At 73.9% G+C, this 26,101-nt stretch carries 22 protein-coding genes; 12 read left to right on the top strand and 10 right to left on the bottom strand.

The genetic code is table 11. The features are described from left to right. The first annotated feature begins 235 nt into the window (after window positions 1-235). On the top strand, window positions 236-634 hold the full coding sequence (locus tag J7I94_RS29090) for a MarR family winged helix-turn-helix transcriptional regulator (protein ID WP_215171743.1): 399 nt from the start codon (window positions 236-238) through the stop codon (window positions 632-634). Between the two features lie 7 nt (window positions 635-641). On the opposite strand, the gene J7I94_RS29085 is transcribed toward J7I94_RS29090, so the two are convergent. Continuing rightward, window positions 642-1,043 (bottom strand): SseB family protein, encoded by a 402-nt coding sequence (locus J7I94_RS29085; RefSeq protein ID WP_215171741.1) that lies wholly within the window; start codon window positions 1,041-1,043, stop codon window positions 642-644. A gap of 257 nt (window positions 1,044-1,300) precedes the next feature. Here J7I94_RS29085 and J7I94_RS29080 point away from each other — a divergent pair, with 257 nt between their 5' ends. From J7I94_RS29080 to J7I94_RS29045, 8 genes are all read left to right on the top strand, one after another. Continuing rightward, window positions 1,301-3,064, top strand: a complete 1,764-nt coding sequence (locus J7I94_RS29080; RefSeq protein ID WP_215171739.1) for a beta-galactosidase family protein — start codon at window positions 1,301-1,303, stop codon at window positions 3,062-3,064. Between the two features lie 172 nt (window positions 3,065-3,236). Continuing rightward, window positions 3,237-4,280 carry a LacI family DNA-binding transcriptional regulator gene (locus tag J7I94_RS29075; RefSeq protein WP_215171737.1) on the top strand — a complete coding sequence of 348 codons (1,044 nt, stop codon included), beginning with the start codon at window positions 3,237-3,239 and terminating at the stop codon, window positions 4,278-4,280. A gap of 78 nt (window positions 4,281-4,358) precedes the next feature. Beyond that, window positions 4,359-5,624, top strand: coding sequence for an amidohydrolase (locus J7I94_RS29070; RefSeq protein ID WP_215171736.1), 1,266 nt, complete (start codon window positions 4,359-4,361; stop codon window positions 5,622-5,624). A 141-nt stretch (window positions 5,625-5,765) separates the two neighbouring features. Continuing rightward, window positions 5,766-7,211: a glyceraldehyde-3-phosphate dehydrogenase gene (locus tag J7I94_RS29065; protein ID WP_215171734.1), complete on the top strand. Its 1,446-nt coding sequence runs from the start codon at window positions 5,766-5,768 to the stop codon at window positions 7,209-7,211. Window positions 7,212-7,341: 130 nt separating this feature from the next. After that, a complete protein-coding gene (locus tag J7I94_RS29060) occupies window positions 7,342-7,761 on the top strand; it encodes a CBS domain-containing protein (protein WP_215171732.1) in 420 nt (139 codons plus the stop codon). A 112-nt stretch (window positions 7,762-7,873) separates the two neighbouring features. Then, window positions 7,874-8,719 (top strand): MBL fold metallo-hydrolase, encoded by an 846-nt coding sequence (locus J7I94_RS29055; protein ID WP_215171730.1) that lies wholly within the window; start codon window positions 7,874-7,876, stop codon window positions 8,717-8,719. A 75-nt stretch (window positions 8,720-8,794) separates the two neighbouring features. Further along, a complete protein-coding gene (locus J7I94_RS29050; protein WP_215171728.1) occupies window positions 8,795-9,331 on the top strand; it encodes a hypothetical protein in 537 nt (178 codons plus the stop codon). Window positions 9,332-9,458: 127 nt separating this feature from the next. Next, a complete protein-coding gene (locus J7I94_RS29045; RefSeq protein WP_374198434.1) occupies window positions 9,459-9,917 on the top strand; it encodes a DUF6098 family protein in 459 nt (152 codons plus the stop codon). A gap of 70 nt (window positions 9,918-9,987) precedes the next feature. On the opposite strand, the gene J7I94_RS29040 is transcribed toward J7I94_RS29045, so the two are convergent. The 4 genes from J7I94_RS29040 to J7I94_RS29025 all read right to left on the bottom strand — a co-directional run bounded on the left by J7I94_RS29040 (window position 9,988) and on the right by J7I94_RS29025 (window position 14,059). Further along, window positions 9,988-10,578: a hemerythrin domain-containing protein gene (locus tag J7I94_RS29040; protein ID WP_215171726.1), complete on the bottom strand. Its 591-nt coding sequence runs from the start codon at window positions 10,576-10,578 to the stop codon at window positions 9,988-9,990. 11 nt (window positions 10,579-10,589) lie between these two features. Then, on the bottom strand, window positions 10,590-11,789 hold the full coding sequence (locus tag J7I94_RS29035) for a hypothetical protein (RefSeq protein WP_215171724.1): 1,200 nt from the start codon (window positions 11,787-11,789) through the stop codon (window positions 10,590-10,592). A 219-nt stretch (window positions 11,790-12,008) separates the two neighbouring features. Next, window positions 12,009-12,926, bottom strand: a complete 918-nt coding sequence (locus tag J7I94_RS29030; protein ID WP_215171722.1) for a Rieske (2Fe-2S) protein — start codon at window positions 12,924-12,926, stop codon at window positions 12,009-12,011. Between the two features lie 77 nt (window positions 12,927-13,003). Then, complete coding sequence (locus J7I94_RS29025; RefSeq protein WP_251075910.1) at window positions 13,004-14,059, bottom strand: sulfite oxidase; 1,056 nt, start codon at window positions 14,057-14,059, stop codon at window positions 13,004-13,006. A gap of 171 nt (window positions 14,060-14,230) precedes the next feature. Here J7I94_RS29025 and J7I94_RS29020 point away from each other — a divergent pair, with 171 nt between their 5' ends. Further along, a complete protein-coding gene (locus J7I94_RS29020; RefSeq protein WP_215171718.1) occupies window positions 14,231-15,034 on the top strand; it encodes an SDR family oxidoreductase in 804 nt (267 codons plus the stop codon). A 33-nt stretch (window positions 15,035-15,067) separates the two neighbouring features. Here the strand turns inward: J7I94_RS29020 and J7I94_RS29015 are convergent, their stop codons facing one another. Beyond that, entirely contained in the window at window positions 15,068-15,688 is a 621-nt protein-coding gene (locus J7I94_RS29015) for a TetR/AcrR family transcriptional regulator (protein WP_215171716.1), read from the bottom strand. A gap of 174 nt (window positions 15,689-15,862) precedes the next feature. On the opposite strand from J7I94_RS29015, the gene J7I94_RS29010 reads away from it, so the two are divergent. After that, window positions 15,863-17,314, top strand: coding sequence for an amidase (locus J7I94_RS29010; RefSeq protein WP_215171767.1), 1,452 nt, complete (start codon window positions 15,863-15,865; stop codon window positions 17,312-17,314). A gap of 28 nt (window positions 17,315-17,342) precedes the next feature. Here the strand turns inward: J7I94_RS29010 and J7I94_RS29005 are convergent, their stop codons facing one another. Together J7I94_RS29005 and J7I94_RS29000 are read right to left on the bottom strand one after the other, a co-directional pair. Next, window positions 17,343-19,115, bottom strand: a complete 1,773-nt coding sequence (locus tag J7I94_RS29005; protein WP_215171714.1) for a glycoside hydrolase family 3 protein — start codon at window positions 19,113-19,115, stop codon at window positions 17,343-17,345. Window positions 19,116-19,126: 11 nt separating this feature from the next. Next, the gene (locus J7I94_RS29000) at window positions 19,127-20,413 is read right to left on the bottom strand and encodes an MFS transporter (RefSeq protein WP_215171712.1); all 1,287 of its coding nucleotides are present in this window, start codon (window positions 20,411-20,413) and stop codon (window positions 19,127-19,129) included. A 147-nt stretch (window positions 20,414-20,560) separates the two neighbouring features. On the opposite strand from J7I94_RS29000, the gene J7I94_RS28995 reads away from it, so the two are divergent. Next, complete coding sequence (locus tag J7I94_RS28995; RefSeq protein ID WP_215171710.1) at window positions 20,561-21,220, top strand: TetR/AcrR family transcriptional regulator; 660 nt, start codon at window positions 20,561-20,563, stop codon at window positions 21,218-21,220. A 34-nt stretch (window positions 21,221-21,254) separates the two neighbouring features. On the opposite strand, the gene J7I94_RS28990 is transcribed toward J7I94_RS28995, so the two are convergent. Together J7I94_RS28990 and J7I94_RS28985 are read right to left on the bottom strand one after the other, a co-directional pair. Then, the gene (locus J7I94_RS28990) at window positions 21,255-24,197 is read right to left on the bottom strand and encodes a hypothetical protein (RefSeq protein WP_215171708.1); all 2,943 of its coding nucleotides are present in this window, start codon (window positions 24,195-24,197) and stop codon (window positions 21,255-21,257) included. Between the two features lie 2 nt (window positions 24,198-24,199). After that, window positions 24,200-26,056: an HSP90 family protein gene (locus tag J7I94_RS28985; RefSeq protein ID WP_215171706.1), complete on the bottom strand. Its 1,857-nt coding sequence runs from the start codon at window positions 26,054-26,056 to the stop codon at window positions 24,200-24,202. Window positions 26,057-26,101 lie beyond the last annotated feature (45 nt).

Below are 26,101 nucleotides of genomic sequence, written 5' to 3'. Positions count from 1 at the left end.
GCAAGCAGGGACCGTTGGCGGCGCCTGTGCCGCGGTTCGGGTACGGCGGGCCCCTCCGCCGCGCCGCGCGGGAGCGGGCGCGGCCGGTGACCAGCGTAACGCGGGCCGCGCCGGGGCCGGGCCGGCCGGTCGCCACCACCCTTTATCGAACACTTGAATGATATCGGCGACGGGTCCGCCGGTGGGCGGCTCCGGTCCCGCGGGTGCGGGCCCGGCCCGGTACTACCATGCGGATATGGCAGCGAAGACGGTCGGTGCGCGCCTGGAGGACCGGTGGCGGGAGATCCTCTCGGTGCACGCGCGCACGTCCTGTGAGATCGACCGGGTCCTGCACCCCTACGGCCTCGGTGCGAGCGACTTCGAGGTGCTCGACCTCCTCGCCGCCACCGCGCACGAGGAGGGGGACCACTGCCGGGTGCAGAACCTCGTCGGCCGGGTCCATCTCAGCCAGAGCGCGCTGTCCCGGCTGATCGCCCGGCTGGAGCGGGACGGCCTGGTGCGGCGCACCGTCTGCCTGGAGGACCGCCGCGGCGTGTGGGTGGCGCTGACCCCCGAGGGCCGCGACCTGCACGCCGAGACGCTGCCGTTGCAGCGGGCGGTGCTGGCCCGGACGCTGGGCGACGACGGCCCGTAGGGCTCGGTCAGGGGCGCGCCAGCAGGGTGCGGACGCCGTCCGAGGTGAGGGTGAGCCGGTGCTCGGAGCCGGCGTCGATGGACAGGGACAGGTCGTCGGCCGGCCACTGCGCGGCGAGGGCGCCGAGCGGCACCAGGCGGTACCGGGAGACGAACGGCAGCAGGTCGGCCATCTCCAGCTCCGAAGTGAAGACGGGCACCACCTGCCCGCCGCCCGACTGTTCCAGCACGGGCAGCGCCAGCGAGGTCGCGCCGGTGGCGTCCTCGTCGCTCGCGTCGTCCGGCACCGGTACGAGCACCTCGCTGCCCGCCAGCGTGTCGAGCGCCGCCGTGTCCGCGGTGTTCTCGGCGAGGGTGTCCAGCGCCCGCTGCGCGGGGGTCGCGGTGTTGTCGTTCGCAGGAGTCTCCATGGCGGTTCCCTGGTAGCGGCGGTGTGCCGCCCGTCCTCGTGGTGATCGGCACGGGCGCGGTCCCGCCTCGCGTACCCGGTCGGGGCGGCGGCAATCCTGTCCGGGGCGCACCCCGTCCGCCGGCCGCCGAGGAGTTGGGCCGGCCGCCGGGGAACCAGCGCGGGGGTTGACCCCAAGCCCGGTCGGCGGGTGTCATGTTACCGGTAACACGATTTCGGTCCCGCGCGCTGCCCCGCCCCCTCGAAGGGAACCCCCGTATGCCCGCCCTGACGACGACGTCCGACGGATTCCTGCTCCACGGCGAGCCGTTCCGCATCATCTCCGGTGCGCTGCACTACTTCCGGGTCCATCCGCGGCAGTGGGCCGACCGACTGCGCAAGGCCCGCCTGATGGGGCTCAACACGGTGGAGACCTACGTCCCGTGGAATTTCCACCAACCGGACCCGGAAGGCCCGCTCGACCTCGACGGCATCCTCGACCTGCCGCGCTTCCTGCGGCTGGCCGGCGAGGAGGGGCTGCGGGTGCTGCTGCGGCCCGGTCCGTACATCTGCGCCGAGTGGGACGGGGGCGGGCTGCCCGCGTGGCTCACCGCGGACCGGGACATCCGGCTGCGCAGCGGCGACCCCCGGTTCACCGCCGCCGTCGACCGCTACCTCGACCTGCTGCTGCCCCCGCTGCTGCCGCACCTCGCCGCGTCGGGCGGGCCCGTCATCGCCGTGCAGGTGGAGAACGAGTACGGAGCGTACGGCGACGACACCGCGTACCTGAAGCACCTCGCCGAGGGGCTGCGGGCGCGCGGCGTCGAGGAACTGCTGTTCACCTGCGACCAGGCCGACCCGGCCCACCTGGCCGCCGGGAGCCTGCCGGGCGTACTCGCCACCGGCACCTTCGGCAGCCGGATCGAGGAGTCGCTCGGCACGCTCCGCGCCCACCGGGGCGAAGGGCCGCTGATGTGCGCCGAGTTCTGGATCGGCTGGTTCGACCACTGGGGCGGGCCGCACCACGTGCGGGACGCGGCCGACGCCGCCGCCGACCTGGACCGGCTGCTGGCGGCGGGCGCCTCGGTGAACCTGTACATGTTCCACGGCGGCACCAACTTCGGCCTCACCAACGGCGCCAACCACCACCACGCCTACGCCCCCACCGTCACCTCGTACGACTACGACGCCCCGCTCACCGAGTGCGGCGACCCGGGGCCGAAGTACCACGCCTTCCGCGAGGTCATCGCCCGCCACGCCCCGGTGCCGGACGAACCCGTCCCGGCCGCGGGCCCCAAACTGCCGTCCACACCGGTGGAGCTGGACCGGCGGGCGCCGCTGCTGCCGTACGCCGTGGCGTCGGGAGCGGCGGCGTACGGTGACGATCCGCTGGCGATGCACGAGCTGGGACAGGCGTCCGGCCTGGCCCTGTACCGCACCACCGTGCCCGCCGCCGGTGACGGACTGCTGCGCTTCGAGGGCGGGGTCGGCGACCGGGCCCAGGTCTTCGTCGACGGTGCCCCGGCGGGCGTGCTGGAGCGCGAGCGCGGCGAGGAGACGCTGCCGGTGCGCGTGCCCCGCCCCGGCGCCACGCTGGACGTCCTGGTGGAGAACCTGGGCGGGGTCAACTACGGGCCGCACATCGGGGACCCCAAGGGCCTCCTCGGGCCGGTCTCCTTCGACAGGACGGTGCTGCACGGCTGGGAATGCCGTCCGCTGCCGCACGGTGTGCCCGGCGCGGAGGCGTTCACGGCGTCCGGTACCGGACCGGCCGCCGCCCCGGCCTACCACCACGGCACGTTCGAGGTGACGGAGCCCGCCGACGCCTTCCTGGCGCTGCCCGGCTGGACCAAGGGACAGGCGTGGGTCAACGGCTTCGCCCTCGGCCGCTACTGGAACCGGGGCCCGCAGCGCACGCTGTACGTGCCCGCGCCGGTGCTGCGTCCGGGGACCAACGACCTTGTCCTGCTGGAACTGCACGGCGGTGTCGCCGGACGTGCCCTGCTCACGGACGCCCCCGACCTCGGGCCGGACAAGGTCTGACCCGGGTCCGACCGGGTCAGATCCGGTTCCGGCCCGGAACCGGGGCCGGCCGGGGTCCGGGACCGGGTCTGGCCCGGGTCACCGCCCGTCCCGCCCGGCCTATGCTGTGCTTCTGCCGGGCGGGACGGGTCCGCCGTACCGCCGCCTGCCGACGCGGAGGGACGGACCGGTCATGAGCCCGAGCGCACCCGAGGGCCCCACGCGGCGCAGCCGGCGGGGCTTCGCCGGGGCGCGTCCCGTGATGGACGACGTGGCACGCCGCGCGGGCGTCTCCAAACAGACCGTCTCCCGGGTGCTCAACGACCATCCCGCCGTCCGTCCGGAGACCCGGGAGGCGGTGCGTGAGGCCATGCGGGCGCTCGGGTACCGCCCCAGCCGCAGCGCGCGGTCCCTGGCCAGCGGACGGACCCGGATGCTGGGCGTCATCTCGTTCGACGCCGCGCGCTACGGTCCTGCCGCCGTCCTGGCCGCGATCGACACGGCGGCGCAGAAGGCCGGTTACCTGGTCAGCTCCATCGCCCTGGACACGGCCGACCGGGACACGGTGGTCGAGGCCGTGGACCGGCTGTCGGCCGAGGGCGCGGACGGGGTGATCGCCATCGCGCCGCAGCGGTGGGTGGGCCGGGCCCTCGCGGACACCGCTCTGACCGCGCCCCTGGTGGTGCTGGACGACACCCCGGCGGTCGTCGGTGACTCCGGCAGCGGGGCCCGCAAGGCCACCGGGCACCTGCTGTCCCTCGGCCACCGCACCGTCCACCACATCGCGGGCCCGGCCGGCTGGACCTCCGCCGACCTGCGGCTGGCCGCCTGGCGGGGTGCCCTGGAGGAGGCCGGGGCCGAGGTGCCCGAGCCGCTCGTCGGCGACTGGAGCGCGGACGCCGGGTACGAACTGGGCCGGCGGCTGGCGCGGCGGGCGGGGACGACGGCGGTGTTCGTCTCCAACGACCAGATGGCGCTGGGCGTCCTGCACGCCCTGCACGAGGCCGGGCGGCCCGTCCCCGGCGAGATCAGCGTGGTCGGCTACGACGACATTCCGGAGGCGGCCCACTTCCTGCCCCCGCTGACCACGGTGCGCACCGACTTCGCCGAACTCGGCACCCGGTCGCTGCGGCTGCTCCTCGACCGGATCGACGGCGCCGGGACGCCGCCGTCGGGCGCGCCGGTCCCGGCCGAGCTGGTGGTGCGGCGCAGCAGCGGACCGCCGCCGGTCCGGTAGCGCCCGGCGGTCGATTGCGGCACTGCCCCCGGGGTGTTTCGCTGACGCCTGAAGATCAACCGAGTGGGAGGCATCGCCATGACCGTCGAGACGGCAGCGCAGGCCGTGTTGTCCGGCCTGAACGACATCCGGTCCGACGTGGAGGACCTGTACCGCGACCTGCACGCCCACCCCGAGCTGGGCTTCCGGGAGCACCGCACCGCCGGGAAGGCGGCCGAGGTGCTGCGCGGCTGCGGTTACGAGGTGACGGAGGGGCTGGGCGGGACCGGCGTGACCGGCGTGCTGACGCGGGGCACCGGTCCCACGGTGCTGCTGCGCGCGGACATGGACGCCCTGCCGGTGCGGGAGGCGACCGGTCTGCCGTACGCGTCGACGGTCACGGCGAAGGACGCGGAGGGCCAGGAGCGGCCGGTGATGCACGCCTGCGGGCACGACGTGCACGTGGCCTGCATGGCCGGGTTCGCCCGGCTGATGGCGGCGGCGCCGGAGGGCGCCTGGCGGGGCACCCTGGTCGTGCTGTTCCAGCCCTCGGAGGAGAATGGTGACGGCGCCCGGGCCATGCTCGACGACGGTCTGACGGAGAAGGTGCCGCGGCCGGACGTGGTCCTCGCCCAGCACGTACTGCCGTACCCGGCCGGATACGTCGGCACGCGCCCCGGCTCCTTCCTCTCCGCCGCCGACAACCTGCGGATCACCCTGCACGGGCGGGGCGCGCACGGCTCGGCCCCGCAGACCGGGGTCGACCCCGTCGTCATGGCGGCGATGTGCGTGATCCGGCTCCAGACGGTGGTCTCCCGCGAGACCGGCGCGACCACGCCCGTCGTCGTCACCGTGGGCAGCATCCAGGCCGGCACCGGGCCGAACATCATCCCCGACCACGCCGTCCTCCAGCTCAACGTGCGCACGTACGACGAGACCGTGCGCGAGCAGGTGCTGGCCGCGATCGAGCGGATCGTGCGCGCGGAGGCGCAGGCGTCCGGGGCGCCGAAGGAGCCGGAGATCGAGCACCTGCGGTCGTTCCCGCCGACGGTCAACGACGCCGGCGTGACCGAGACCGTCACCCACGCGTTCGCGGACCACTTCGGCGACAGTCTGCACACCGTCGAACTCCAGACGGCCAGCGAGGACCTGAGCGAGATCCCGGCGGCGTTCGGCGTCCCGTACACCTACTGGGGCATCGGCGGCATCGCGCCGCAGGCGTATGCCCGGGCCGAGCGGCGGGGCACCCTCCGGCAGGACGTGCCCTCCAACCACAGCCCGAGGTTCGCCCCGGTCCCGCAGCCCACGCTCGACACCGGTGTGCGGGCGCTGACGGTGGGCGCGCTGGCCTGGCTGGCGGGGTAGCGCGGGCCCGGTCACCGAGACCGCGCGAGCCCTGTCACCGAGGCCGGGCGGCGCTCATTCGATCACCCCTGCCCCCACTTGATCGATCATCGGGGCGGTGTGGTTAACATATGAGCGCCGCCTAGCTCGAAAGATGGAACCGTGACTGTCAACGACGACTCGTTCACCGACTGGAAGAACCGCGAGGAGATCGCGGAATCGATGATCCCGATGATCGGGAAGCTGCACCGGGAGCGGGACGTGACGGTCCTGCTGCACAGCCGCTCCCTGGTGAACAAGTCGGTGGTCAGCATCCTGAAGACGCACCGCTTCGCCCGGCAGATCGCCGGCGCGGAGCTGTCGGTCACCGAGACGCTGCCCTTCCTCCAGGCGCTCACCACGCTCGACCTCGGCCCGTCCCAGATCGACATCGGCATGCTCGCCGCGACCTACAAGGCCGACGACCGGGGGCTGTCGGTGGCCGAGTTCACCGCCGAGGCCGTCGCCGGGGCCACGGGCGCGAACAAGATCGACCGCCGTGAGCCGCGGGACGTCGTCCTCTACGGCTTCGGCCGCATCGGCCGGCTGCTGGCCCGGCTGCTGATCGAGAAGGCCGGCTCCGGCAACGGGCTGCGGCTGCGCGCCATCGTCGTCCGCGACAGCGGGGGCGGCGACCTCGTCAAGCGCGCCTCGCTGCTGCGCCGGGACTCCATCCACGGCCAGTTCCAGGGCACGATCACCGTCGACGAGGCGAACAGCACCATCGTCGCCAACGGCAACGCCGTCAAGGTCATCTACTCCGCCGACCCGACGGCGGTGGACTACACGGCGCACGGGATCAAGAACGCCATCCTCATCGACAACACCGGCCGCTGGCGCGACCGGGAGGGCCTGTCGAAGCACCTGCGCCCGGGCATCGACAAGGTGGTGCTGACCGCGCCCGGCAAGGGCGACGTCCCCAACATCGTGCACGGCGTCAACCACGAGACGGTCAAACCGGACGAGCGGATCATCTCCTGCGCCTCCTGCACCACCAACGCGATCGTGCCGCCGCTGAAGGCGATGGCCGACGAGTACGGTGTGCTGCGCGGGCACGTCGAGACGGTCCACTCGTTCACCAACGACCAGAACCTGCTGGACAATTACCACAAGTCCGACCGGCGGGGCCGTTCGGCGCCGCTGAACATGGTGATCACCGAGACCGGCGCCGCCTCGGCCGTCGCCAAGGCGCTCCCGGACCTGAAGGCGCGGATCACCGGCTCCTCGATCCGCGTCCCGGTGCCGGACGTGTCGATAGCGATCCTCAACCTCCAGCTCGCCCGCGAGACCACCCGCGAGGAGGTCCTGGACCACCTGCGCGAGGTGTCGCTGACGTCGCCGCTGAAGCGCCAGATCGACTTCATCACCGCCCCGGACGCGGTCTCCAGCGACTTCATCGGCTCCCGGCACGCCTCGATCGTCGACGCCGGCGCGCTGAAGGTCGAGGGCGACAACGCGATCCTCTACCTCTGGTACGACAACGAGTTCGGCTACTCCTGCCAGGTGGTCCGGGTCGTCCAGCACGTCTCCGGCGTGGAGTACCCGACCTACCCGGCGGTCGACGCCTGATCCCGGCCCGGGACGCGGGGGCGGGCAGGTCAACGCCCGTGTTCCGCCCCCGCGTTGGCACGTCGCCGGTTCGATCCGCACCGGGAGTGGTACCTCTCCTTCACGTCCGTTGTCCGGCAAGGAGAAGGAAATGGCTCCGCAGGTACGCGAGGTGATGACCCTCGGCCCGGTCACCGTGGCCCCGGACACCCCGGTCCCGGAGGTGGCCCGTGTCATGCGCGACAAGGACATCGGCGCGGTACTGGTGGTGGCCGACGGGCGGCTGCGCGGGCTGGTCACCGACCGTGACCTGACGGTGCGCATCCTCGCCGACGCCCAGGACGCCTCCGCCCGGACGGTCGCCGAGGCGTGCAGCGGGGACGTGGTGTGCGTCGCCCCCGAGGACGACGTCGACCGGGCGGTGCAGCTGATGCGGGGCAAGGCCCTGCGCCGGCTGCCCGTGGTCGACGACGGCCGCCCGGTCGGCATCGTCACCTTGGGAGACGTGGCCGTCGATCAGGACCCCACGTGCGTCCTGGCGCGGATCAGCGCGGCCGAGCCGAACCGCTGAGGGCACCCGGCGGCGGGTTCGGGTGAGCCCTCCTCCGAAGGGTACTCCGTCCGTGCCCGAGGGCCCGGGCGCCCGGGCCCGGCCGAGCACTCCTGGACAGGATCGATCACTCATGGACCCGTCCTCCCCCGACGACTCACTGCGGCTCCACTTCATCGGCAACGCCACCGTGCTGCTCCGGTACCGCGGGCTGAGTCTGCTCACCGACCCGAACTTCCTGCACCGCGGCCAGCTCGCCCACCTCGGGTACGGGCTGGTCAGCCGCCGTCTGACCGAGCCCGACCTGGACCCGCGCCACCTGCCGGCCCTCGACGCCGTGGTGCTGTCCCACCTGCACGGCGACCACTGGGACCGCCGGGCCAGGCGGCACCTGTCCCGGTCCCTGCCGATCGTCACCACCCCGCACGCGTCCCGCCGGCTCCAGGCCGTGCACGGCTTCCACCGGGCCGTCGGGCTGCGCACCTGGCAGGAGGAGACCGTGCGGCACGGGGACGCCCAGGTGCGCGTCACCGCGCTGCCCGCCCGGCACGCCGGCCACCCGGTGCTGCGGCGCCTGCTGCCACCGGTGATGGGGAGCCTGCTGGAGTTCGGACCGCTCGGCGGGCCCGCGCGGCACCGTCTCTACCTCTCCGGCGACACCCTGCTCTTCGACGGCCTGGACGAGATCGCCCGGCGCCACCCCGGACTGGACCTCGCCGTGCTCCACCTGGGCGGTACGACGCTGCCGGGCGGCTTCGTGGTGACCATGGACGGACGCCAGGGCGCGGAACTGGCGCGGCGGCTCGGTCCACGGCTGATCCTGCCGGTGCACTACGACGACTACACGGTCTTCCGCTCACCGCTCGACGCCTTCCTGGCCGAGGCCGGCCGCGCGGGGCTCGCCGACCGGATCGTGCACTGCCGCCGGGGTCAGCGGGCGGTCCTGGGCCCGGACGGCGGGCCGCCCGTCGTCACGTAGCGCGGGGCGTCTCGGGCAGCCGGGCGCCGGGGCGGAACGAGGTGAACACGCGAGGGCGCGGGTACTCGCGACGGCATGAGGAAACACGCGTGGTGGCAGGGGCTGGCGGCCGGCACGGCCGGGGTCGTGGTGATGACGCTGGCCGAGAAGGCCGAGCAGCGGCTGACCGGCCGCCCCGATTCCCATGTGCCCGCCCGGACCTTGCAGCGGCTGACCGGCCTGCCGGAACACCCGGGCGGCCGTCAGCCCGCGCCGGTGAACCTCGCCATGCACGTCGGGCAGGGCGCTGCCCTGGGCGTGCTGCGGTCGGTGATGGCACACGCCGGGCTGCGCGGGCCCTGGTCGTCGGCGCAGTTCGCCGTCGTACGGTTCACCAGCGACCAGATCCTGGAGAACGCCACCGGCGTGGGCGCCCCGCCGCCCACCTGGCCCCGCCGGGAGCTGGTGGTCGACCTGCTCCACAAGACGGTGTACGCCTTCGTGACCGGTGCCGTCGCCGACGCCCTGGCCGCCCGCTCGGGCCCGGGGCCCGGACAGCAGCACGCCGCGGCGCGTCCCGGCCGCCACGCGGACGCGGGACCCGTGCCCCGCGCTCAGGCGCGGGGGCGATGACCCGGCCCGGGACCGGCGGAAGGACGCCCCTCGTCCCAGCGGCCTCGTCCCAGCGGCTTCATCCCAGCGGCCTCATCCGAGCGGCCTCATCCGAGCGGCCTCATCCGAGCGGCAGAACGGCACGACCATGACGGACACCCCCCACATGACCACCTTCACCACCCTGCGCGGCCTGACCGCCCTGGTGACCGCCCGCCACGGGCTCTACGTGCGCTGGTCGCTGGGCCCCGGCAAGGATCTGTCGGCGATCTCCAGCACGGACGATCTGACCGGCGTGGCGATGCCGGGTCTGTCGGCCAGCCCGCTGGACGTCGAGGGCTGGTGGGGCGACCGGCCGCCGGGCGTCTGGGTCGCCCGGCGGCTGTACGACTACTCCCACCTGCCGCGGGTGAAGCACTCCGGCACCCGCCCCTGGGTGCTGGCCGGCCGGGAGGTGGCCCGTGGGCCGGACAACGAGCCGCTGGTCACGGACGTGGAGCCGCTGGGCTGGATCGACGCGCGGGTGATCGCCGAGGCCGGTGACATCATCCGCCGGCAGCGCGGCCCCTGGGGGCCGTTGAACCGCGACGGAGCCGTCGGGGCCTGACCGCCGGGCCGGATCCCTGGTGGTCCCCCGTACTCACCGTCCGGGCCCGGCGTCCGCCCCGAGCCGGCGTTCAGCCCTTGCCCATGGCCCTGCGGGCGGCGTCCTTGGTGCGGTCCATGAGGGCGGCGACGGGGCCCAGGGCCATGTTCTTGGCCCCCGACTCCACCCCCGGGTGCGGGCGGGTGGGTGCCATCGCCTCGGCGGCCTTGATCGCCCGCGCCATGGCCGCCAGGCTCGCGGCGTCGGTGCTGCGCCGGATGTGCGTGAACTCGTACCGCTCCTCGGCCCGGGCGTGTTCCTGCACGTCCGTGCGCAGCCGCATCAGCCGGGACAGGAACTTCGGGTCGTCGGTGTCCATGTCGTCGAGGGCCGCGAGGGTCTCCTTGGCGGCCTTCTCCTCGGCGAGCCGGTCGGCGACGACCTCCTCGCCGCCGTCGAACGCGCGCCGCGCGAAGGGGTGGATCACCTCCTCCTCGGCGGTCTCGTGCACCGCCAGCAGCCGCACCAGCCGACGGAAGGCGTCCCGGCGTTCCTCACCGGTGCACGCCTCCACCTCGTCGAAGAGGTTGCGGATGTCGCCGTGCTGGCGCATCAGCAGCGCCACGACGTCGTCGTCCTCGGCGTGGTCGTCCCCGGCCTGCGGGGTGTGCAGCTCGGACATGTCGTGCCCCCTCACTTCTCGCGCATGGCGGGGTCGGGGTGCTCGCCCTCGGACTGGACCCGGTACTCGCGGCCGAACATGGCGTCGTGCTCGGCCATGACGCGGTCGCTCGGCGGGGCCTCGCCGCCGTGGATCTGCTCCTGCATCGCCTCGAACCGCTCGTGCGCCTCGCGGACGTAGCCCGCCCCGAGTGTGGTCAGATCCATCTGGGTGTCCAGCAGCTCCCGCAGATAGCCCTTGTTCGGCTCGAAGGTGAGCACGTTCGGCAGCTCGGGCGCCAGCACCGAGGCGGGGTCCCGGCCGTCGTGGCGGCGCATCAGGTCGCAGGCGGTGTGCAGGTGCTCCAGCTCCATGTTCAGGTGCAGCTCCCAGATCGCCTTGACCCTGGGGTCGCTCTCCTGCTCCATGAAGGAGTAGTACAGGTAGCACTCGTTGTACTCGTGGTTGACGAGCTGCTCCCACCACGTCTCCCCCGGGTCCACCAGGGACTCGTAGTGGGTGACGTGCTCCTCCTCGATCAGCCCGATCTCCTGGTAGAGCTGGCGGGCGATCGGCTCCATGTAGGTGGGGCCGGTGTTCATGTAGAAGTTCATGGTCTGCTGCTCCGCCGACATGATGGTCAGCGCGTGCAGCTTGGACAGCGGGTTCGTCGTGTCCTTGTCGTACGGGTCGCGGACGTTGTCGACCGGGTCGCGGTGATGGAACCGGGTGGGCCGGCCGGGCATGACCTCGGTGAGGTTGTCGACGATCGACTCCGCCTTGCGGTGCTCGATCATCTCGTACAGGTTCGCGTACCGGTACAGGTGGTCGAAGTCCTCCAGCACCCCGAACTGGTACGCCTGCTTCAGGTACGGGTCCGGCTCCATCCGTGCCACCCACGCCGTCAGGTCCACCGCGACCTGCTCGTAGGCGATCGTCGTCTCCAGCACCGAGGACAGCCCCGGAAGCAGCCAGTTCACGACCTTCTGCTGCTGCGCCTCGATGTACCGGGTGCGGGCCAGCTGCCGCTTGATCTCGGGGTCGGGACAGTGCCGGGCGAGCTGGTGGCTGAAGAGGATCGCCTCCACCTCGATCCCGTTCATGGTGATGATCCGGCAGCGGGTGTAGGGGTCGCACCGGTCCGGGTCGATGGGCTCCACGTTCAGCTCGCGCCAGCTGCGCAGCTGGCGGTCGAGCGGGATACCCCGCTGCTCCAGCGGATTGAACGTCATACGCCTGCCTCCTGAGGACAAGGGGGGACTCGCGCGCCGCCGGGGTACCCCGTTTCCGGCGGTCGGCGCGGACGTGCACTCGCAGTCTTTCCGCCGGGGGCGGTTCCGGGCCACCGCTCACGTCCATGGGCCGGAGGGTTCCCCCTGGTGGCCCAGTCAGGGCGACAGCGGGCCCGGCGTATGACATGTCCGGATGCCGCTGGGAGGGGGGAGCGTCCGTCAGCCGCTGTGCTCGTGGGTCCGCTCGCCGGCCCCGCCGGCTTCCGGCTCCGGGCCGTCCTGCCCGCGCAGCCGCACCTCGACGTGGCCGTCGACGACGCGGGTGTCGAAGGCGGGCTGGGGCGCGGTGGCGGGGCCGCGGACGTTCCAGCCGTCGGAGAGCCGGAAGACGCTGCCGTGCCAGGGGCAGGTGACGCATCCGTCGGCGACCGCGCCCTCGGACAGGGGTCCGGCGAGGTGGCTGCACCGCTCGGCCAGCGCGTGGACGGTGCCGCCGGTTTCACGCACGACCAGGACCGGCACGTCGTCCACGGTCCGCCGTACGGGCTCGCCGGCGGGGAACTCCGCCACGTCGCCGACCCGGTGCCAGCCCGGCGTGACGACGTGCGGTACCTCCTCGGCGTGGTTGGCGCCGGATGCCTGACGGTAGGCCAGATGGCCGCCCAGCATGCCGCCCGCGCCGACCGCCGTCAGACCGAGGAAGCCGTACGCCCGCCCGGCCGCCGGACGGCCCGTGAGGCGGCAGAGCAGTGAGGCGCCGTAGAGGCCCAGGGCCGTCGTGTTGGCCAGGGCGTGCACCAGGCCGACGCGCTGCTGCTGCGGGTGGAGTTCCGCCCAGTCGACGGCGCCCGTCACGGCGGCGGGTGCGGCGGCCGCGAGCCCGACGCCGACGAGCAGGCCCGCCTCCCGGGAGCGGCCGGGGCACAGGTCGAGCACGGCGGCCGAGAGCCAGCTGCCGATCGGCACCTGCACCAGCAGCGGGTGGACCGGGTGCCCGAGCCACCGGCCGTGCAGCAGGTCCCGCGCGGACCCCAGCGGCAGCGCCCGCACCCTCCTGCCCAGGACGTCGATGACCGTGTCCGCCTTGGGGGTGCGTTCCAGGGCGTCCAGCAGCCACAGGACGCGGTTCTGCCCCATCCGTCGGTGACCTGGCTTTCTGTTCATGAGCGGTGAGTCCCCCGGGGAGCGGGGCGGAAACGCCCGGTGGGCCCGGGTCAGCCGCAGTACAGGCGGACGCGTGGCCAGGAGGTGTTGGCGTAGCCCTTGGGGTTCCACACGGTGGCGGGTGACTCGGGGGTGGTGGCACCGGCGCAGTCCCAGGCCCGGGCGACGACCTCCGACGCGCCGGCGGGCAGGTCCAGTACGGTGCGCCAGTGCTGCCACACCCACGGGCCGGCGGCCTCGTCCAGGTCGGCCCGCGTCCAGGAGCGGCCGCCGTCCGGTGACACGTCGACCCGGGCGACGGTGCGGCCCTCGCCGGCCAGGGCGTAGCCGGTGATCACCGTCGGGCCGGCGGGCGGGCGGGAGCCGTCGGCGGGGCTCAGGACGGCGCAGTTCAGGGTGAGCGGTCCGAGCGGGACGCCGTCCCCGGGGCCGGTGCGGCCGGGGCCGGCCGGGAGCAGGCGGTAGGCGGTGGTCTGGAAGTAGCCGTCGGACGGTGTGGTCCGGGCGGTGACCCGGTGCAGCCACTTGACGCTGCGGGCGCCGATCCAGCCCGGCACCACCGCGCGCAGCGGCGCTCCGTGCACACGGGGCAGCGGGCGGTCGTTCATGGTCCAGGCGAGGAGCACCTCCGGCCCGAGCGCCTTGCCGAGCGGGATCGAGACGCCGTAGGGCTGCGGCGGATCGGCGAGCGGGGAGACGTCGGGGGCGGTGAACGCGATGTGCGCCGTACGCGGGGCCAGACCGGCGCACGCGAGGACGTCGGCCAGCCGGACGCCGCGGAAGCGGGCGGTGGACAGGGCGCACGGACCCCACGGTGTCTCGCCGGGGATGTCGCGTACGCCGGTCAGTTCCGTCCGCCGGTTGCCCGCGCACTGGAGGGTGGCCGTGACCTCCGTCTCCTCGAACCGGGCCCGCAGCTCGGCCGCCGACAGGCTCAGCCGCCGCTCGACCAGGCCGTCCACCTCCAGCCGCCACCCGGCCGGGTCGACGTCGGGGACGGGACCGTGGTTACGGCTGTAGAAGGCGTCCAGGGGTGTGATGCCGCCGCCGGTCAGCGCGGCGGGCGGTGGTTCGGCGTTGAACGGCTCCCGTTCGTGCACCACCATGTCGTTCCGTTTGCCCCACAGGCCCATATGTCGTGATTATCCGCTCTCCCTCCGGTGCCCGCCCGGCAGCGCCTCCGGGGCGGACACGGGCGATCCTGCAGGGGAGGCCCGCCGGGGCGTCCGGCACCGGTCGCGGCGACACCGGCCGGCAGCACGAAAGGCGGCATGCGGATGAGTACGGAACGTGGCACGGCCCTCGTGACGGGAGCTTCCTCGGGCATCGGCGCGGCCTACGCGCGACGTCTGGCCGGACAGGGCTGGGACACCGTCCTGGTGGCCCGGCGGGCGCAGCGGCTCGACGACCTCGCGACGCGGCTGCGTACGGAGACGGACACGACGGTGGTGACGCTCGTGGCCGACCTGTCCGAGCCGGACGACCTGGCCCGGGTGGCGCGGCGCGCGGCGGGCGACGACATCGGGTTCCTGCTCAACAATGCGGGGATCAACGGCTACGGCCCGTTCGCCCGGCTCGAACCGGAGTTGATGACGAAGGTCCTCGGCATCAATGTCCTCGCCGTCACCGCGCTCACCCGGGCGGCGGTCCCGGCCATGCTGGAACGCGGGCGGGGCACGGTGGTCAACGTCGCCTCGCAACTGGCGTTCGCGGGCGGGCTGCCGCCGCGTCCGCTGCCCGAGCGCGCGGTGTACGGCGGCACGAAGGGCTACGTGGTCACCTTCACCCGCACGCTCGCTGCCGAACTGGCCGGTACGCCGTTGCGGATCCAGGTGCTGTGCCCCGGTCTGACCGCCACCGAGTTCCACCGGTCCCGGGGGCAGGAGCCGGTGCCGGGGCGCGAGCAGTCCGTGCACGAGGACGGCGGCATGCCGGTGGACCAGGTGGTCGACGCCTCGCTGGCGGCGCTGGACACCGGCGAGACGGTGTGTGTGCCGGGGCTCGCGGACCGGGCGCCGCTGACCCGGCTGGCGGAGGCGGAACTGGCGATCCGGACGGCGGCCCGCAGGGGCGGCAGCTGATCCCCGGCGCGGTGCGCGCCGGGCCGGGGAGGGTCAGCGGTCCCGGAGCGCGTCGTGCCGGTCCACGATCCCCTCGACGATGCGCATCAGCCTCTCCCCCGCCCGGTCGATGCTGCCGTTCTGGGTGCTGACCTGCGCGCCTTCGAGTACGAAGGTGATCTCGGCGGCGGCCTGGTCGGGGTCGGGCAGCCCGGCCTCGGCGCACATGCCGGCCAGCCTGCGGGTCTGGCGGGCCTTGTGTTCCTCGATCACCTGCCGGGCGGGGTGGTCGCGGTCGGGCAGTTCGGCGAGGGAGTTGATGAACGGGCAGCCCCGGTGCGAGACCGCCGGCAGCCCCTCGGCGATGAAACGGGCCAGGCCCAGGATCTGCTCCCTGGGCCGCCCGGGGTGTTCCGCCTCGGCCCGGTCGAAGGCCGCCTGGTAGTCGGCGGCGACGATCCGCAGCCACTCCGCGACCAGCGCGTCCTTGGTCTCGAAGTGCCGGTAGATCGCCATTTTGGTGGTTTCGGCCCGCTCGGCGATCGCCTGGACGCCCACCCGCCGGATCCCCTCGCTCTGGAACAGCTCCTCCGCCGCGTCGAGGATGCGCTCACGGGGCGGCAGTTTCGCCACCCGGTCCGGTCTTCTGGACGGCCTCGCGGCGGTCGGTTCCATGGCTGCTCCGTGACATCCGGTCGGTTTCGGCCCCTCGGCCCCGGCCTTTCGGCCCCTGGTACGGTACCAGTCCGTCCCACGCGATACCGAGCGGTATCGTCAGGGACCCATCGGTATCGTTCGCGTTCTTTTCTCATCTTCTTTTCGTGTTTTCTTTTCGCATCGGGAGTGGCAGTGGAAGTTGCCGAGTACGTGAGGTTCGACGGGGTCGGACTGGCGGAGCTGGTGGCCGGGGGCGAGGTGACGCCCGCCGAGGTGGAAGCCGCCGCACGGGCGGCGGCGCGGGCGGTCGGTCCGCGGGTCAACGCCGTCGTGGAGACCTGGGACACCGACGACCGGCCCGCTCCCGGCAGCGCGCCGCTGGCCGGTGTCCCCTTCCTGATCAAGGATCTCGGGGTCACCATGGCCGGGCGGCGCACGGAGCTGGGCAGCCGGCTCGCGGCCGGTCTCGTCGCCGGCGCCGACTCCTTCCTGATGACCCGCTTCCGGCGGGCCGGCCTCGTGACGTTCGGGCGGACCGCGACCCCGGAGATGGCGTACAGCGTCACGACGGAACCGGTGCTGTACGGCGCGACCCGCAACCCGTGGGACGTGGCGCGCAGCGCGGGCGGCTCCAGCGGGGGCGCGGGCGCCGCGGTCGCCGCCGGGGTGGTGCCGATGGCGCACGCCACCGACGCGGCCGGATCCCTGCGGATACCCGCCGCCTGCAACGGCCTGTTCGGGCTGAAGCCCACCCGCGGCCGGGTCTCCATGGGTCCCGGCGTGGACGAGGTCTTCAACGGCCTGGCCGTGCACGGCGCTGTCAGCCGCTCCGTGCGCGACAGCGCGGTCCTGCTCGACCTGATCAGCGGCCCGGAACCGGGCGACCCCTACTACGCCGCGCCGCCGTCCCGGCCGTACGCGCAGGAGGTCACCCGTGACCCGGGCTCGCTGCGGATCGGGGTGCTCACCCAGGCGTGGGGCGGACGCCGCACCACCGCTGCCGTGGCCGACGCCCTCGCGCGCACCGTCGCCCTGCTCGCATCCCTCGGCCACCGGGTGGTGGAGGCGGAGGTGGACCTCGGGGCCGGCTGGGAGGAGTTCGTGCTGGCCAACGCCCGGCAGTGGGCGGCGAATCTGGCCGCCCAGGTCGACGAGCTGGCCGCCGCGCTCGGCCGGCCCGTCGACTCCTCGACCCTGGAGCCGCCCGTCCTGGCGAGCTACCACTACGGACGGCGGGTCACCGGCCCGCAGTTCGTCGCCGCCCTCGGGATGCGCAACCGGGTCGCCCGGAGCCTGGCCCGGTCCTTCGACGCGTACGACGTGCTGCTCACCCCGACCCTGCCCGAACTCCCCGTCCCCCTCGGCACGTTCGCCGAGGGGGAGGAGACACTGGACGGCCACGGGTGGCTCGACCGGGTCCTGTCCCGCGCGCCGTTCACCGCGGTGTTCAACGTGGCGGGCACGCCCGCCATGTCCGTCCCGGTGACGGCGGACCCCGGGACGGGGCTCCCGGTCGGGATGCAGTTCGCCGCCGGTCACGGCCGCGAGGACAGCCTCTTCCGTCTCGCCGGCCAGCTGGAGCAGGCGAGCCCGTGGTCGGCCCGGACGCCCGCGGTGTGGGCAGGGGACCTGACGGGCCCCTGAGACGTGACCCCCGCCGGGTCCGCGCTGGTCACAGCCGCAGGCCGGCCCCGCGGGGGAAGAGCGGGTCGGCGGTGTCGTCGGGGACATCCGGGCGGGACGCCTCGACGGCCGCCATGGAACGGGGCAGTTCGAACGGCAGCCTGCCCTCGGGCTCGGCCCGGCCGAACACCACGTCCAGTACCGCCGCGTCGTCGGCGCCGTAGTCGGCGATCAGCGCGGCGGCCCGTTCCGCGATCTCCGGGATGACCGCGGCCCGCTCCAGGTTGACGCAGACGACCGTCGGTACCGTGTCCAGCAGGTCGAGGACCGGCTTCAGTTCCTCCTCGGTGAAGTCGAGCCGACCGGAGTGGAACATCGACTCGAACTTGTTCGGGCGGGGCTCGTAGGGGGTGCGCAGCCGCAGGACGGCGAGGTCCGCCCGCGCCGGGTCCGCCACCACCTCGCCGTACCCGGCCGCCGTCCCGGTCGCCACGTTCTCCACGTACAGCCTGGGGCGTCCGGTCACCGGGAGGGTGTGCTCCCGGTTGGTGAGGAGGGTCAGGGAGCGGCGCTGGGCGCGGGCGCCCGCCTCGGTGAAGTCGGCGCGGCCGACGGTCTCGGCGGCCCGGTCGGCGTCGACGTACGGGTCGTCGAAGAGGCCGAGGACGAACTTCTCCCGCAGGACGCGGCGCAGGGACGCGTCCAGGCGGTACTCGGGGACGCGGCCCGAGGCGACGAGTTCCTCGACGAGTTCGGGGCGGGCCTCGCCGCCGAACTGGTCGCAGCCCGCCTCCAGCACCCGGGCCGCCCGGTCCGCCTCCGACAGCGACTCCAGGCCCCAGGCGCGCGCCTCGTGCCGCTCGCCGAAGATCTCCGCGTCGCTGATCAGACCCCAGTCGGTGCAGACGATGCCGTCGAAGCCGAGGCGGTCCCGCAGCAGGCCCTGGACGACGTCCTTGTTGAAGCCGAAGCCGACCTCCTCCCAGTCGGTGCCGACGGGCTGCCCGTAGTACGGCATCATCTGCGCGCACCCGGCGGCGATCGCCGCCTTGAAGGGCTCCAGGTGCAGGTCGCGCATGCCGCCGGGGTAGACCTGCTCCTTGCCGTGCGGGAAGTGCGGGTCCTCGCCGTCCTTCTGCGGGCCGCCGCCCGGGAAGTGCTTGACCATCGCCGAGACCGAGTGCCGGCCCGGCTTCTCCCCCTGGAGTCCGCGGACGTAGGCGCGGACGAGCCGTGCGGTGAGGGCGGCGTCGGAGCCGAACGTGCCGCTCTGCCGGGACCAGCGGGGCTCGGTGGCCAGGTCGATCTGCGGGTGCAGGGCGACACGGAAGCCGACCGCCAGGTACTCGCGCCGGACGGTGTCCGCGAACGCGTGCACCAGGTCCGGGTCGCGCAGGGCGGCCAGCCCCAGCGGCTCGGGCCAGGCGGAGAACGCGCCGGCGCCGAAGGAGGCGCCCACGTTGTCGGTGAAGGCGTGGCGGGGGTCGGTGGAGAGGGTGACGGGGATGCCGAGGCGGGTGTCGGCGGCCATCGCCTGGAGGGTGTTGTGCCAGCGCGCCATGGCGCCGGGCTCGTACGTGCCCAGGAGGTTGAAGTGGGTGAGGTACTGGGTGTGCAGCATGCGGGTGGTGTCCAGCTCCACCATGCCCGCGTCGCCCTTCTCGACGGTCGAGCCGTCGGGCTTCATGGCGAGCATGGTGTGGAAGAGCTGACCCGCCTTCTCGGCCACCGTCATCCGGGCGACGAGGTCGTCGACCCGCTGTTCCACGGGGAGTTCGGGGTTCTGGTAGGGGTGGCCTTCGTCGCGGACCTGGGGCTTCATGGCGGGCTGCCTCACTTGACGCTGCGGATGAACTGGACGGCGAGCGCGCCGAGCACGCACGCGACGCCGCCGAAGAGGAAGAGGGCGCCGTAGTTCCCGCCGCCGCCGAGGGCGAGCAGGGCCGGGGCCATGATCGGCACGAGGGACTGCGGGAGGGCGTTGCCGATGTTGAGGACGCCCATGTCCTTGGCGGCTTCCTCGGGGTCGGGCAGGACGGCCGCCGCGAGGGCGACGTCGACCGAGAGGTAGAGGCCCTCGCCGAAGCCGAAGACGACCATCGCGAGGACGAAGAGCGGGAAGGAGTACGCCGTCGCGACGAGGAACAGGCCGAGCGCGAGGATGAGCGAGGAGCCGAGGACGTACGGCTTGCGGCGGCCCGAGCGGTCGGAGAGGGCGCCGCCGAGGAGCGAGCCGGCGACGACCGCCGCGACCATGGCGACCGTGCCGATCAGGACCTTGCCGGAGACCTCGTCCTCGCCGTACCCGAGGCGGTCCATCAGGAAGTACACCTGGTAGCTGGTGACGCAGGAGGTGCCGACGAAGACCAGGAAGCGGCCGGCGAAGTTCCAGGCGAAGTCCGGGTGCCGCTTCGGGTTGACCCAGAAGGAGCGCAGGAACTCGCGGAGACCGTACGGCGCGAAGGCGCCCGGGGTGGCGGGGCGGTCCTTCATCACGGAGGCGAGGTAGCTCACCCCGGCGAGACCGACGACGGCCGGCACGACGAAGGCCAGCGCGAGGCTGTCGTCGAAGACGTTGGCCAGCACGGTGCCGGCGACCATCGCCAGCGAGGTCATCATGCCGATGATGCCGGAGACCTTGCCGCGCTGCTGCTCGGGCACCAGGTCGGGGACGCCGGCGACGACCGCGGACAGGGCCGCGTTGCCGCCGAGCTGGGCCAGTGCCCAGCCCAGCATGAGGACCGGGACGCTGCCGCCGAGGGCGACCACGAGCAGCCCGAGGAACGCGGCCGCCATGCCGCCGACCAGCCAGGGACGGCGGCGTCCGAAGCGGCCGCGGGTGCGGTCGGACAGGGAGCCGAAGACCGGGTTGCCGATCATCGCGAGGATCGCGCCGAGGGAGAGGACCTGGCCGAGGGCGGCGCCCCGGTCGTCCGCCGGGACGATCTGCGCGACCCGCAGCGCGAGGGTGACCATCACCGGCGTCAGCAGCGAGAGCATGACGCCGAACTGGGCGAAGGCGAGGCCGAAAACAAGCGTTCCGGGAACGGGCTGGGGCGGCGCGGACAGGGCCGGAGCGGGGGACTCGGCGTCCGGCGCGGCGTCGGGGATGACAGCCATGGCGGCTCTCCAGTGGGGAGGGGGACGGCTTCGTCGCCGTCCGACGCCCACACGGTAAGCGCACAAACCGAGTAGGTACTATGTTTTCACAAGTGGCTTGAATCACACCCTCGGAGGGCTTGCCGGGACGCGGACTAGGGTGAAGGAATGGACCGAACTCAGGACCCCAGGGCCCGTAGATCCGCGGCTCGCGGCAGTTACGCGGTGGGCGACGAGCGCCGCGCCCGCATCCTCGACGTGGCCGTCGAGCACTTCGCGCAGTGGGGTTTCCACGCCTCCTCGCTCGCGCGGATCGCGAAGGACGTCGGCATCACCCAGGGCGGTCTGCTGCACCACTTCCGCAGCAAGGAGGATCTGCTCGTCTCGGTCCTGCGGCACAGCGACGAGCAGGACATCGCCCGGTTCTTCGCGACGGAGGCGCGGTCCGCCGTCGAGGCGTTCGAGACACTGGTCGCCCTCGCCGCGTACAACGCGGCGCGGCCCGGCCGTACCAGGATGTTCAACGTCCTGGCCGCCGAGGCGGGCGAACGGGGCCACCCCGCGCACGAGTTCTTCACCCGCCGCTACCGCACGGTCATCGGCCATTCCGCCCGGCCCCTGCGCGCAGCCGTCGAACGGGGCGAACTCCGGGCGGACACCGACTGCGAGGGCGTCGCCGCGGAGGCGGCGGCCGTCATGGACGGACTTCAGCTGCAGTGGGCGCTCGCCCCGGACACGTACGACATGGCGGGCCGGCTGCACACCTATCTCGACCGGCTGCTGCGCTCGGTCACGGTGGACGGCTCCGGGCTGCCCGCACGCCCCTGAGGGCGGCCCCCCGAGGGGACCGCCCGGTGCCGGGTCACTCCTCGTCGCGCAGGCGGGCCGCCAGGGCGGTCAGGGGTTCGGTCTCCTCGGTACGGCCCAGGGCGGTGAGGCGGGCGACGGCCGCGTCGAGGCGGGTCAGGGCCGGGACGGGGCGTTCCAGGTAGATACCCTCGACGGCGCCCGCGAGCCGGACGCACTCGGCCCACTCGCCGGCCCCGTCGGTCTCCGGTCCCGGTTCGCCGAGCAGGGCGAGGGCCTTCTCCAGGGCGGCGAGGGCGTCCTCGTACGCACCGGCGTAGGCGTTGACCCTGCCGTGCTCGTAGGCCAGGGCGGTGTCCAGGGAGCGGCCCTGGGGCACGTGTCCGGCGGCGCGGGCCTCGTCGGCGACCCGGGCGGCGTCGGCGAGGTGGGCCCGGGCGTCGGCGAGGCCCTCGGGGCCCTGCCGCTGGGCCTGGAGCCGGGCGAGTTCCCGCAGGCAACTGCTGAGCTGCTCGTAGCGCGGGGCGCGGGCGTGGGCGGCGAGCGCCTGGCCGGCGGCCTGCCGGGCCCGGTCGAACTCGCCGGACTCACCGAGGAGTACGGCCGTCTCCGCGGCGATCATGGCATGGCTGCCCGGGTCGTCGTCCCAGTCGGCCGACTCGGCCGCGAGGGCGACGAGTTCCGCCGTGGCGGCCTTGAGGTCCTCCCCCGCGTGCAGCGCGCGGGCGCGGGTCAGGCGCAGCTGGGCCACCAGCCGGTCGTCCAGCTCTCCGGCGGTGACGTCGGGTTCGGCGAGCAGGGAGTCCAGCAGGGCGATGCAGTCCTCGACGCGGCCCAGGTCGAGGCTGAGCTGCGCGGCGTTGGCGTAGGCGCAGAACGCGTCGGTACGGCTGCCGGTGCGCAGGTCGAGTTCGGCCGAGCGGGTCAGGTGGCGCAGGGCCTCGTCGGGGCGGCCCAGGTGCATGCAGGTCTCGGCCAGGTCGCCGTGCAGGCGGGCGGTGTCGCTCGTGCCGGCCGGCCAGTCCGCGGCCAGGCGCAGGGCCTCGGTCAGGTTCGCGTGGGCGGTCTCGGCGTCGCGCAGGCCGAGCTGGAGCCGGCCGCGCAGGCCGAGCGTGCGGGGCAGGTGCCAGGCGGGGCCGTGGGTCCGCAGCCGGTCGAGGAGGGCGTCGATGCCGGTGACGGCGGCGGGCAGGTCGCCGGAGAGGGCGTGGGTGCTGGCCCGCAGCAGCAGGGCGCCGGAGAGCTGCCCGGCGAGGTCGTGCCGGGTGGCGAACGTCTCCAGCAGGTCCACCTCGGCGAAGACCGGCGCGATGTGCTGCTCGCCGCGCGAGGTCTGCAGGCGCAGGCCGAGCGCGGTCGCCCGCAGCCGCAGCAGCCGGGCCTCCTGGTACGGGGCGAGGCCGGGCGTCTGCTCGTGCAGGCGGACGACCGCCTCGTGGGCGGCGGTCAGCGCGGAGGTCTTCGCCTCGTCCGCGTCGGTGCCCTCCACCTGGAGCTGGGTGGCGGCGAGCAGGGCGCAGCCGCGCGAGACCGCCGCGTCCCCGGGCCGGCCGGCGTCCTCGTACAGCCCCGCGGCCTCTTCGTGGAGGGAGGCGGCGAGGGCGTGCTCGTCCTTCTCGGACGCCAGGCCCGCCTCGTCGGACAGCAGGTCGGCGCGCAGCCGGACCAGCGGGCCCACGGCCGGGTCGTCGGGGTGGGTGTAGTCGCGGGCGGCGGCGAGGGTGCGCAGCCGCGCCCAGCGGGCCCGTGCGTCCGGATGCCCCTCCTGCTCCGACGCCCGTGCCTGGACTATGAGTTCGGGGAGTGACTCCGGCTCGTCGGAGGAGGCCGGGCGGGCGGCGGGCGGGGCCGCGGGGGCGGCCGGGGCGACATCGTCGAGGGCGCGGGGGCGCAGGGTGAGCTCCAGCGTGTCCAGGAGCGGTTGCCTCGCGAGGCGGTCCCCGCGGCGGTCGGTGTGGACCGTGGTGCCGCCCCGGGTGTCGAAACGGGCGGCGAGGTCGTCGGCGCGGGCGTGGATCTCGGTGCGCAGGGCGGCCACCGTCCAGGTGCGGCCCGACGGGCCGGCGGCGGGCAGGCCGCCGTGGCCGAGGGACTCGACGCGCTGGAGGAGGACCTCGACGCCGGTGAGGAAGTCGAGCTGGTCCAGCGGGGAGTCGACCTCGTCGAACAGGGTGCGGTTCTCGGCGAGGAGTTCCAGGCCGCGGGCCTCGTTGCCGGTCAGCGCGCAGAACTCCAGGTGCCGGCCGACCTCCCCGGACATCGAGGGGTTGCGGCGGCAGCCGCGGTAGCCGGCCAGGTGCAGGGCGCGGGCCCGGTCGGCGCGGCCGGTGCGCAGCAGGGGCAGCAGCGCGTACGAGACGGAGCGGGCCGGTTCCTCCTGGCAGGACTCCTGGCCGGCCAGGACGGGCTCCCAGACGCGCAGCGCCCGCTCGTCGTCGCCGGCCGCGAGGTGGTGGCGGGCGCGCTGGCAGATCTCGCAGGCCTCGCAGTCGCTGAGCTGGGTGCGGACGCGGCCCGCCCACAGCTCGTAGGCGAGGTCGGTGTCCTCGCCGAGGTGGGCGGCGAGCTGGTAGGCCTGGCCGTAGTACGGCTGGAGGCCGAGGCCCGCCTTCTCGTAGCGGTCGCGCATCTCGGTGAGCCACTGGCGCAGGCTGGTCAGGGGGATCTCGGGCAGCTGGCGCAGGGCGTGGGCCACCCACTTGAACCGCCAGAACAGCAGGTGGCGCAGCCGCTCGTCGAAGAGGTCGGGCTGCTCGTCGAAGAGGGTGAGCAGCCGGGCGAAGACGACGGGCGACTTACGGGGTTCGGAGCCGTAGGTGTACGCCTCCTGGAGTTCGAACAGCGCGTGGACCAGGGGTACGGGCTCCTCGAACCGCTCGGCCGCGTCGGCGAGTTCCTCGGCGGTGACGGTGCGGGCGCGGCCGTAGGGGCGCCGGTCGTTCTCCTGGAGCGCCTGATACAGCTCGTCCGTGTTCCGGGGTGGGGATGTGGTGGGCATCGTCAGCTGTCCTTGCGGAGGGCGTGGGCGAGAAGGTCGAGGAAGGAGCGGTTGATGAGGCTCGACTCGGCGGGCCTGAGCGGGCGCCGGGACAGCATCGCGGCCTGCCCGTAAAGGGCTTCGGCGCTGGTGCGGGCCAGTTCCGGTTCGTCGATGGCGACGGCGGCGCGGACCAGCGGGTTGAGCTGGTTGAGGATGAGCTGGGCGCGCGGGGCCTCCTGGCGCAGCGCGCCGAGGATGTCGCCCCACAGGCCGCCTTCCTGCTCGCGGGCGAGCCGGGAGCGGGTGCGCTCGTGCCGGGCCTCGCGGCTGTCCATGAGGAGGGCGGGCGCGGAGGCGGGCTGGAAGGTGCGCAGGGCGACGTCGCAGTCGAAGACGGCCAGGGCGTCGCGGGCGAGGGCGAGGTAGGCCGCGGCGGCGAGTTCGGTCTCCCGGTCGACGGGGTCGAGGTGGGCGGTGAGGGTGGCCGGGTCGAGGTCGGCGACGGTGGCCTCGGGGCGGATCTCGGGGAGCCGGTGGACGAGTTCGCGGTCGTAGGTGTAGCCGCCGTTGACGACGCCGAGTCCGGCGGCCGAGGCGATCGCGGCGATCTGCCGGAACTCCTCCACGCTGGAGGTGACGAGGACGGTGCGGTGGGTGCGGGCGAACTCGTCGAGGGTGGTGTGTCCGTCGGTGGTCTCGAACGGCAGCCAGGGCAGCAGCATCCGCAGGATCTCGTCGTCGTGCACGGCGAGGGACTTCACGGCCAGGTGGTGGATCCGGAGGAAGCGGCCGAGCAGGTCGGGGTCGCTGGCGGCGGCGCGGGCGATCCACTCCCGCAGCCGTTCGGCGAGGGCCTCGCGGACGGCGGCGAGGGTCTCGTCCTCGTACAGGGACTCGCGGGAGGCGGTGGGGCGCAGGCCCTCGGCGTCGACGACGCAGCGGACGAAGAACGCCCACTCGGGCAGGATCTCCTCGGCCTGCTCGGACAGCAGCATGCCCTTGACGTGCACGCGGTGGCCGTGGCGGCGGCCGGCCGGCACCGTCTCGGGCAGCACGCAGGCGATGCCCTTGAGGCCCACGGCGGGCAGGTCCAGTTCGATGGTGTCCAGCGGGGCGAACCCGAAGACCTCCTCGCCGTACGCGGCGAGCGCGCGGGAGCGGGCTCCTGGGGTGGGGTGGGCGCGCTCCCAGGGGGCGGGTTCGGGATTGACGGGCACGCCGGGGCCGTCGGGGCCCGCCGTGCCGTCGTCGAAGGTCACCGGGTGGCGCAGCAGGGAGCCGAAGTGCCGGGCCAGGGCGTGGACTTGGGCGGGGCGGGTCCACTCCCCCGCGTCGGCGCGGGGCGTCAGGGTGACGGTGGTGCCGGGCCGGGGGCGGGCGGAGGCGGGCAGGGTGCGGACGGTGTAGCTGCCGTCGCCGCGTCCGCGCCACTCCACGGCGGGCGCGTCGGGGGTGCGGGCGGAGCGGCTCAGGACGTGGATCTCGTCGGCGACCAGGAAGCAGGAGAGCAGACCGATGCCGAACTGACCGATGAAGTCGCCGCGTTGCTCGGCGATCCCCTCGGCCCGCTTGCTGCTGCGGCCGATGGTGGCGAGGAAGGCGTGCACGTCGGCATCGGTGAGGCCGACACCGTCGTCCTCGACGCGGACCACGGAGCCGTCGGCGTACAGGCGGATGCCGAAGGCGTCCGCGTCGACGGCGGGTCGGAGTGCGTGCCGGGCGGTCAGCGCGTCCACCGCGTTCTGGAGGAGTTCGCGGAGGTAGACGCGGGGGCTGGAGTAGAGGTGGTGGGAGAGGAGGTCGACGAGGCCGCGCAGGTCCACCTGGAAGGTGTGATCGGCGCCGGCCGCGTTCGCGGCGGTGTCGGGGAGAGTCATCGGGCAGTCCGGGGTGGGAGGGTCGGCAGGGGCAGGGGCAGGGGC

This window comes from Streptomyces sp. ISL-12 (genome assembly GCF_018614415.1).
Lineage (GTDB): Bacteria > Actinomycetota > Actinomycetes > Streptomycetales > Streptomycetaceae > Streptomyces.
The sequence above is the reverse complement of the archived record's forward strand: the minus strand, read 5'-3'. Positions and strand labels throughout refer to the sequence as shown.

What these genes read in the sequence shown, in the direction of transcription:
- J7I94_RS29090 (WP_215171743.1), top strand. Translation starts at nt 236, where the DNA reads ATGGCAGCGAAGACGGTCGGTGCGCGCCTGGAGGACCGGTGGCGGGAG.
- J7I94_RS29085 (WP_215171741.1), bottom strand. Translation starts at nt 1,043, where the DNA reads ATGGAGACTCCTGCGAACGACAACACCGCGACCCCCGCGCAGCGGGCG.
- J7I94_RS29080 (WP_215171739.1), top strand. Translation starts at nt 1,301, where the DNA reads ATGCCCGCCCTGACGACGACGTCCGACGGATTCCTGCTCCACGGCGAG.
- J7I94_RS29075 (WP_215171737.1), top strand. Translation starts at nt 3,237, where the DNA reads ATGAGCCCGAGCGCACCCGAGGGCCCCACGCGGCGCAGCCGGCGGGGC.
- J7I94_RS29070 (WP_215171736.1), top strand. Translation starts at nt 4,359, where the DNA reads ATGACCGTCGAGACGGCAGCGCAGGCCGTGTTGTCCGGCCTGAACGAC.
- J7I94_RS29060 (WP_215171732.1), top strand. Translation starts at nt 7,342, where the DNA reads ATGGCTCCGCAGGTACGCGAGGTGATGACCCTCGGCCCGGTCACCGTG.
- J7I94_RS29055 (WP_215171730.1), top strand. Translation starts at nt 7,874, where the DNA reads ATGGACCCGTCCTCCCCCGACGACTCACTGCGGCTCCACTTCATCGGC.
- J7I94_RS29050 (WP_215171728.1), top strand. Translation starts at nt 8,795, where the DNA reads ATGAGGAAACACGCGTGGTGGCAGGGGCTGGCGGCCGGCACGGCCGGG.
- J7I94_RS29045 (WP_374198434.1), top strand. Translation starts at nt 9,459, where the DNA reads ATGACGGACACCCCCCACATGACCACCTTCACCACCCTGCGCGGCCTG.
- J7I94_RS29040 (WP_215171726.1), bottom strand. Translation starts at nt 10,578, where the DNA reads ATGTCCGAGCTGCACACCCCGCAGGCCGGGGACGACCACGCCGAGGAC.
- J7I94_RS29035 (WP_215171724.1), bottom strand. Translation starts at nt 11,789, where the DNA reads ATGACGTTCAATCCGCTGGAGCAGCGGGGTATCCCGCTCGACCGCCAG.
- J7I94_RS29030 (WP_215171722.1), bottom strand. Translation starts at nt 12,926, where the DNA reads ATGGGGCAGAACCGCGTCCTGTGGCTGCTGGACGCCCTGGAACGCACC.
- J7I94_RS29025 (WP_251075910.1), bottom strand. Translation starts at nt 14,059, where the DNA reads ATGGTGGTGCACGAACGGGAGCCGTTCAACGCCGAACCACCGCCCGCC.
- J7I94_RS29020 (WP_215171718.1), top strand. Translation starts at nt 14,231, where the DNA reads ATGAGTACGGAACGTGGCACGGCCCTCGTGACGGGAGCTTCCTCGGGC.
- J7I94_RS29015 (WP_215171716.1), bottom strand. Translation starts at nt 15,688, where the DNA reads ATGGAACCGACCGCCGCGAGGCCGTCCAGAAGACCGGACCGGGTGGCG.
- J7I94_RS29005 (WP_215171714.1), bottom strand. Translation starts at nt 19,115, where the DNA reads ATGAAGCCCCAGGTCCGCGACGAAGGCCACCCCTACCAGAACCCCGAA.
- J7I94_RS29000 (WP_215171712.1), bottom strand. Translation starts at nt 20,413, where the DNA reads ATGGCTGTCATCCCCGACGCCGCGCCGGACGCCGAGTCCCCCGCTCCG.
- J7I94_RS28995 (WP_215171710.1), top strand. Translation starts at nt 20,561, where the DNA reads ATGGACCGAACTCAGGACCCCAGGGCCCGTAGATCCGCGGCTCGCGGC.
- J7I94_RS28990 (WP_215171708.1), bottom strand. Translation starts at nt 24,197, where the DNA reads ATGCCCACCACATCCCCACCCCGGAACACGGACGAGCTGTATCAGGCG.
- J7I94_RS28985 (WP_215171706.1), bottom strand. Translation starts at nt 26,056, where the DNA reads ATGACTCTCCCCGACACCGCCGCGAACGCGGCCGGCGCCGATCACACC.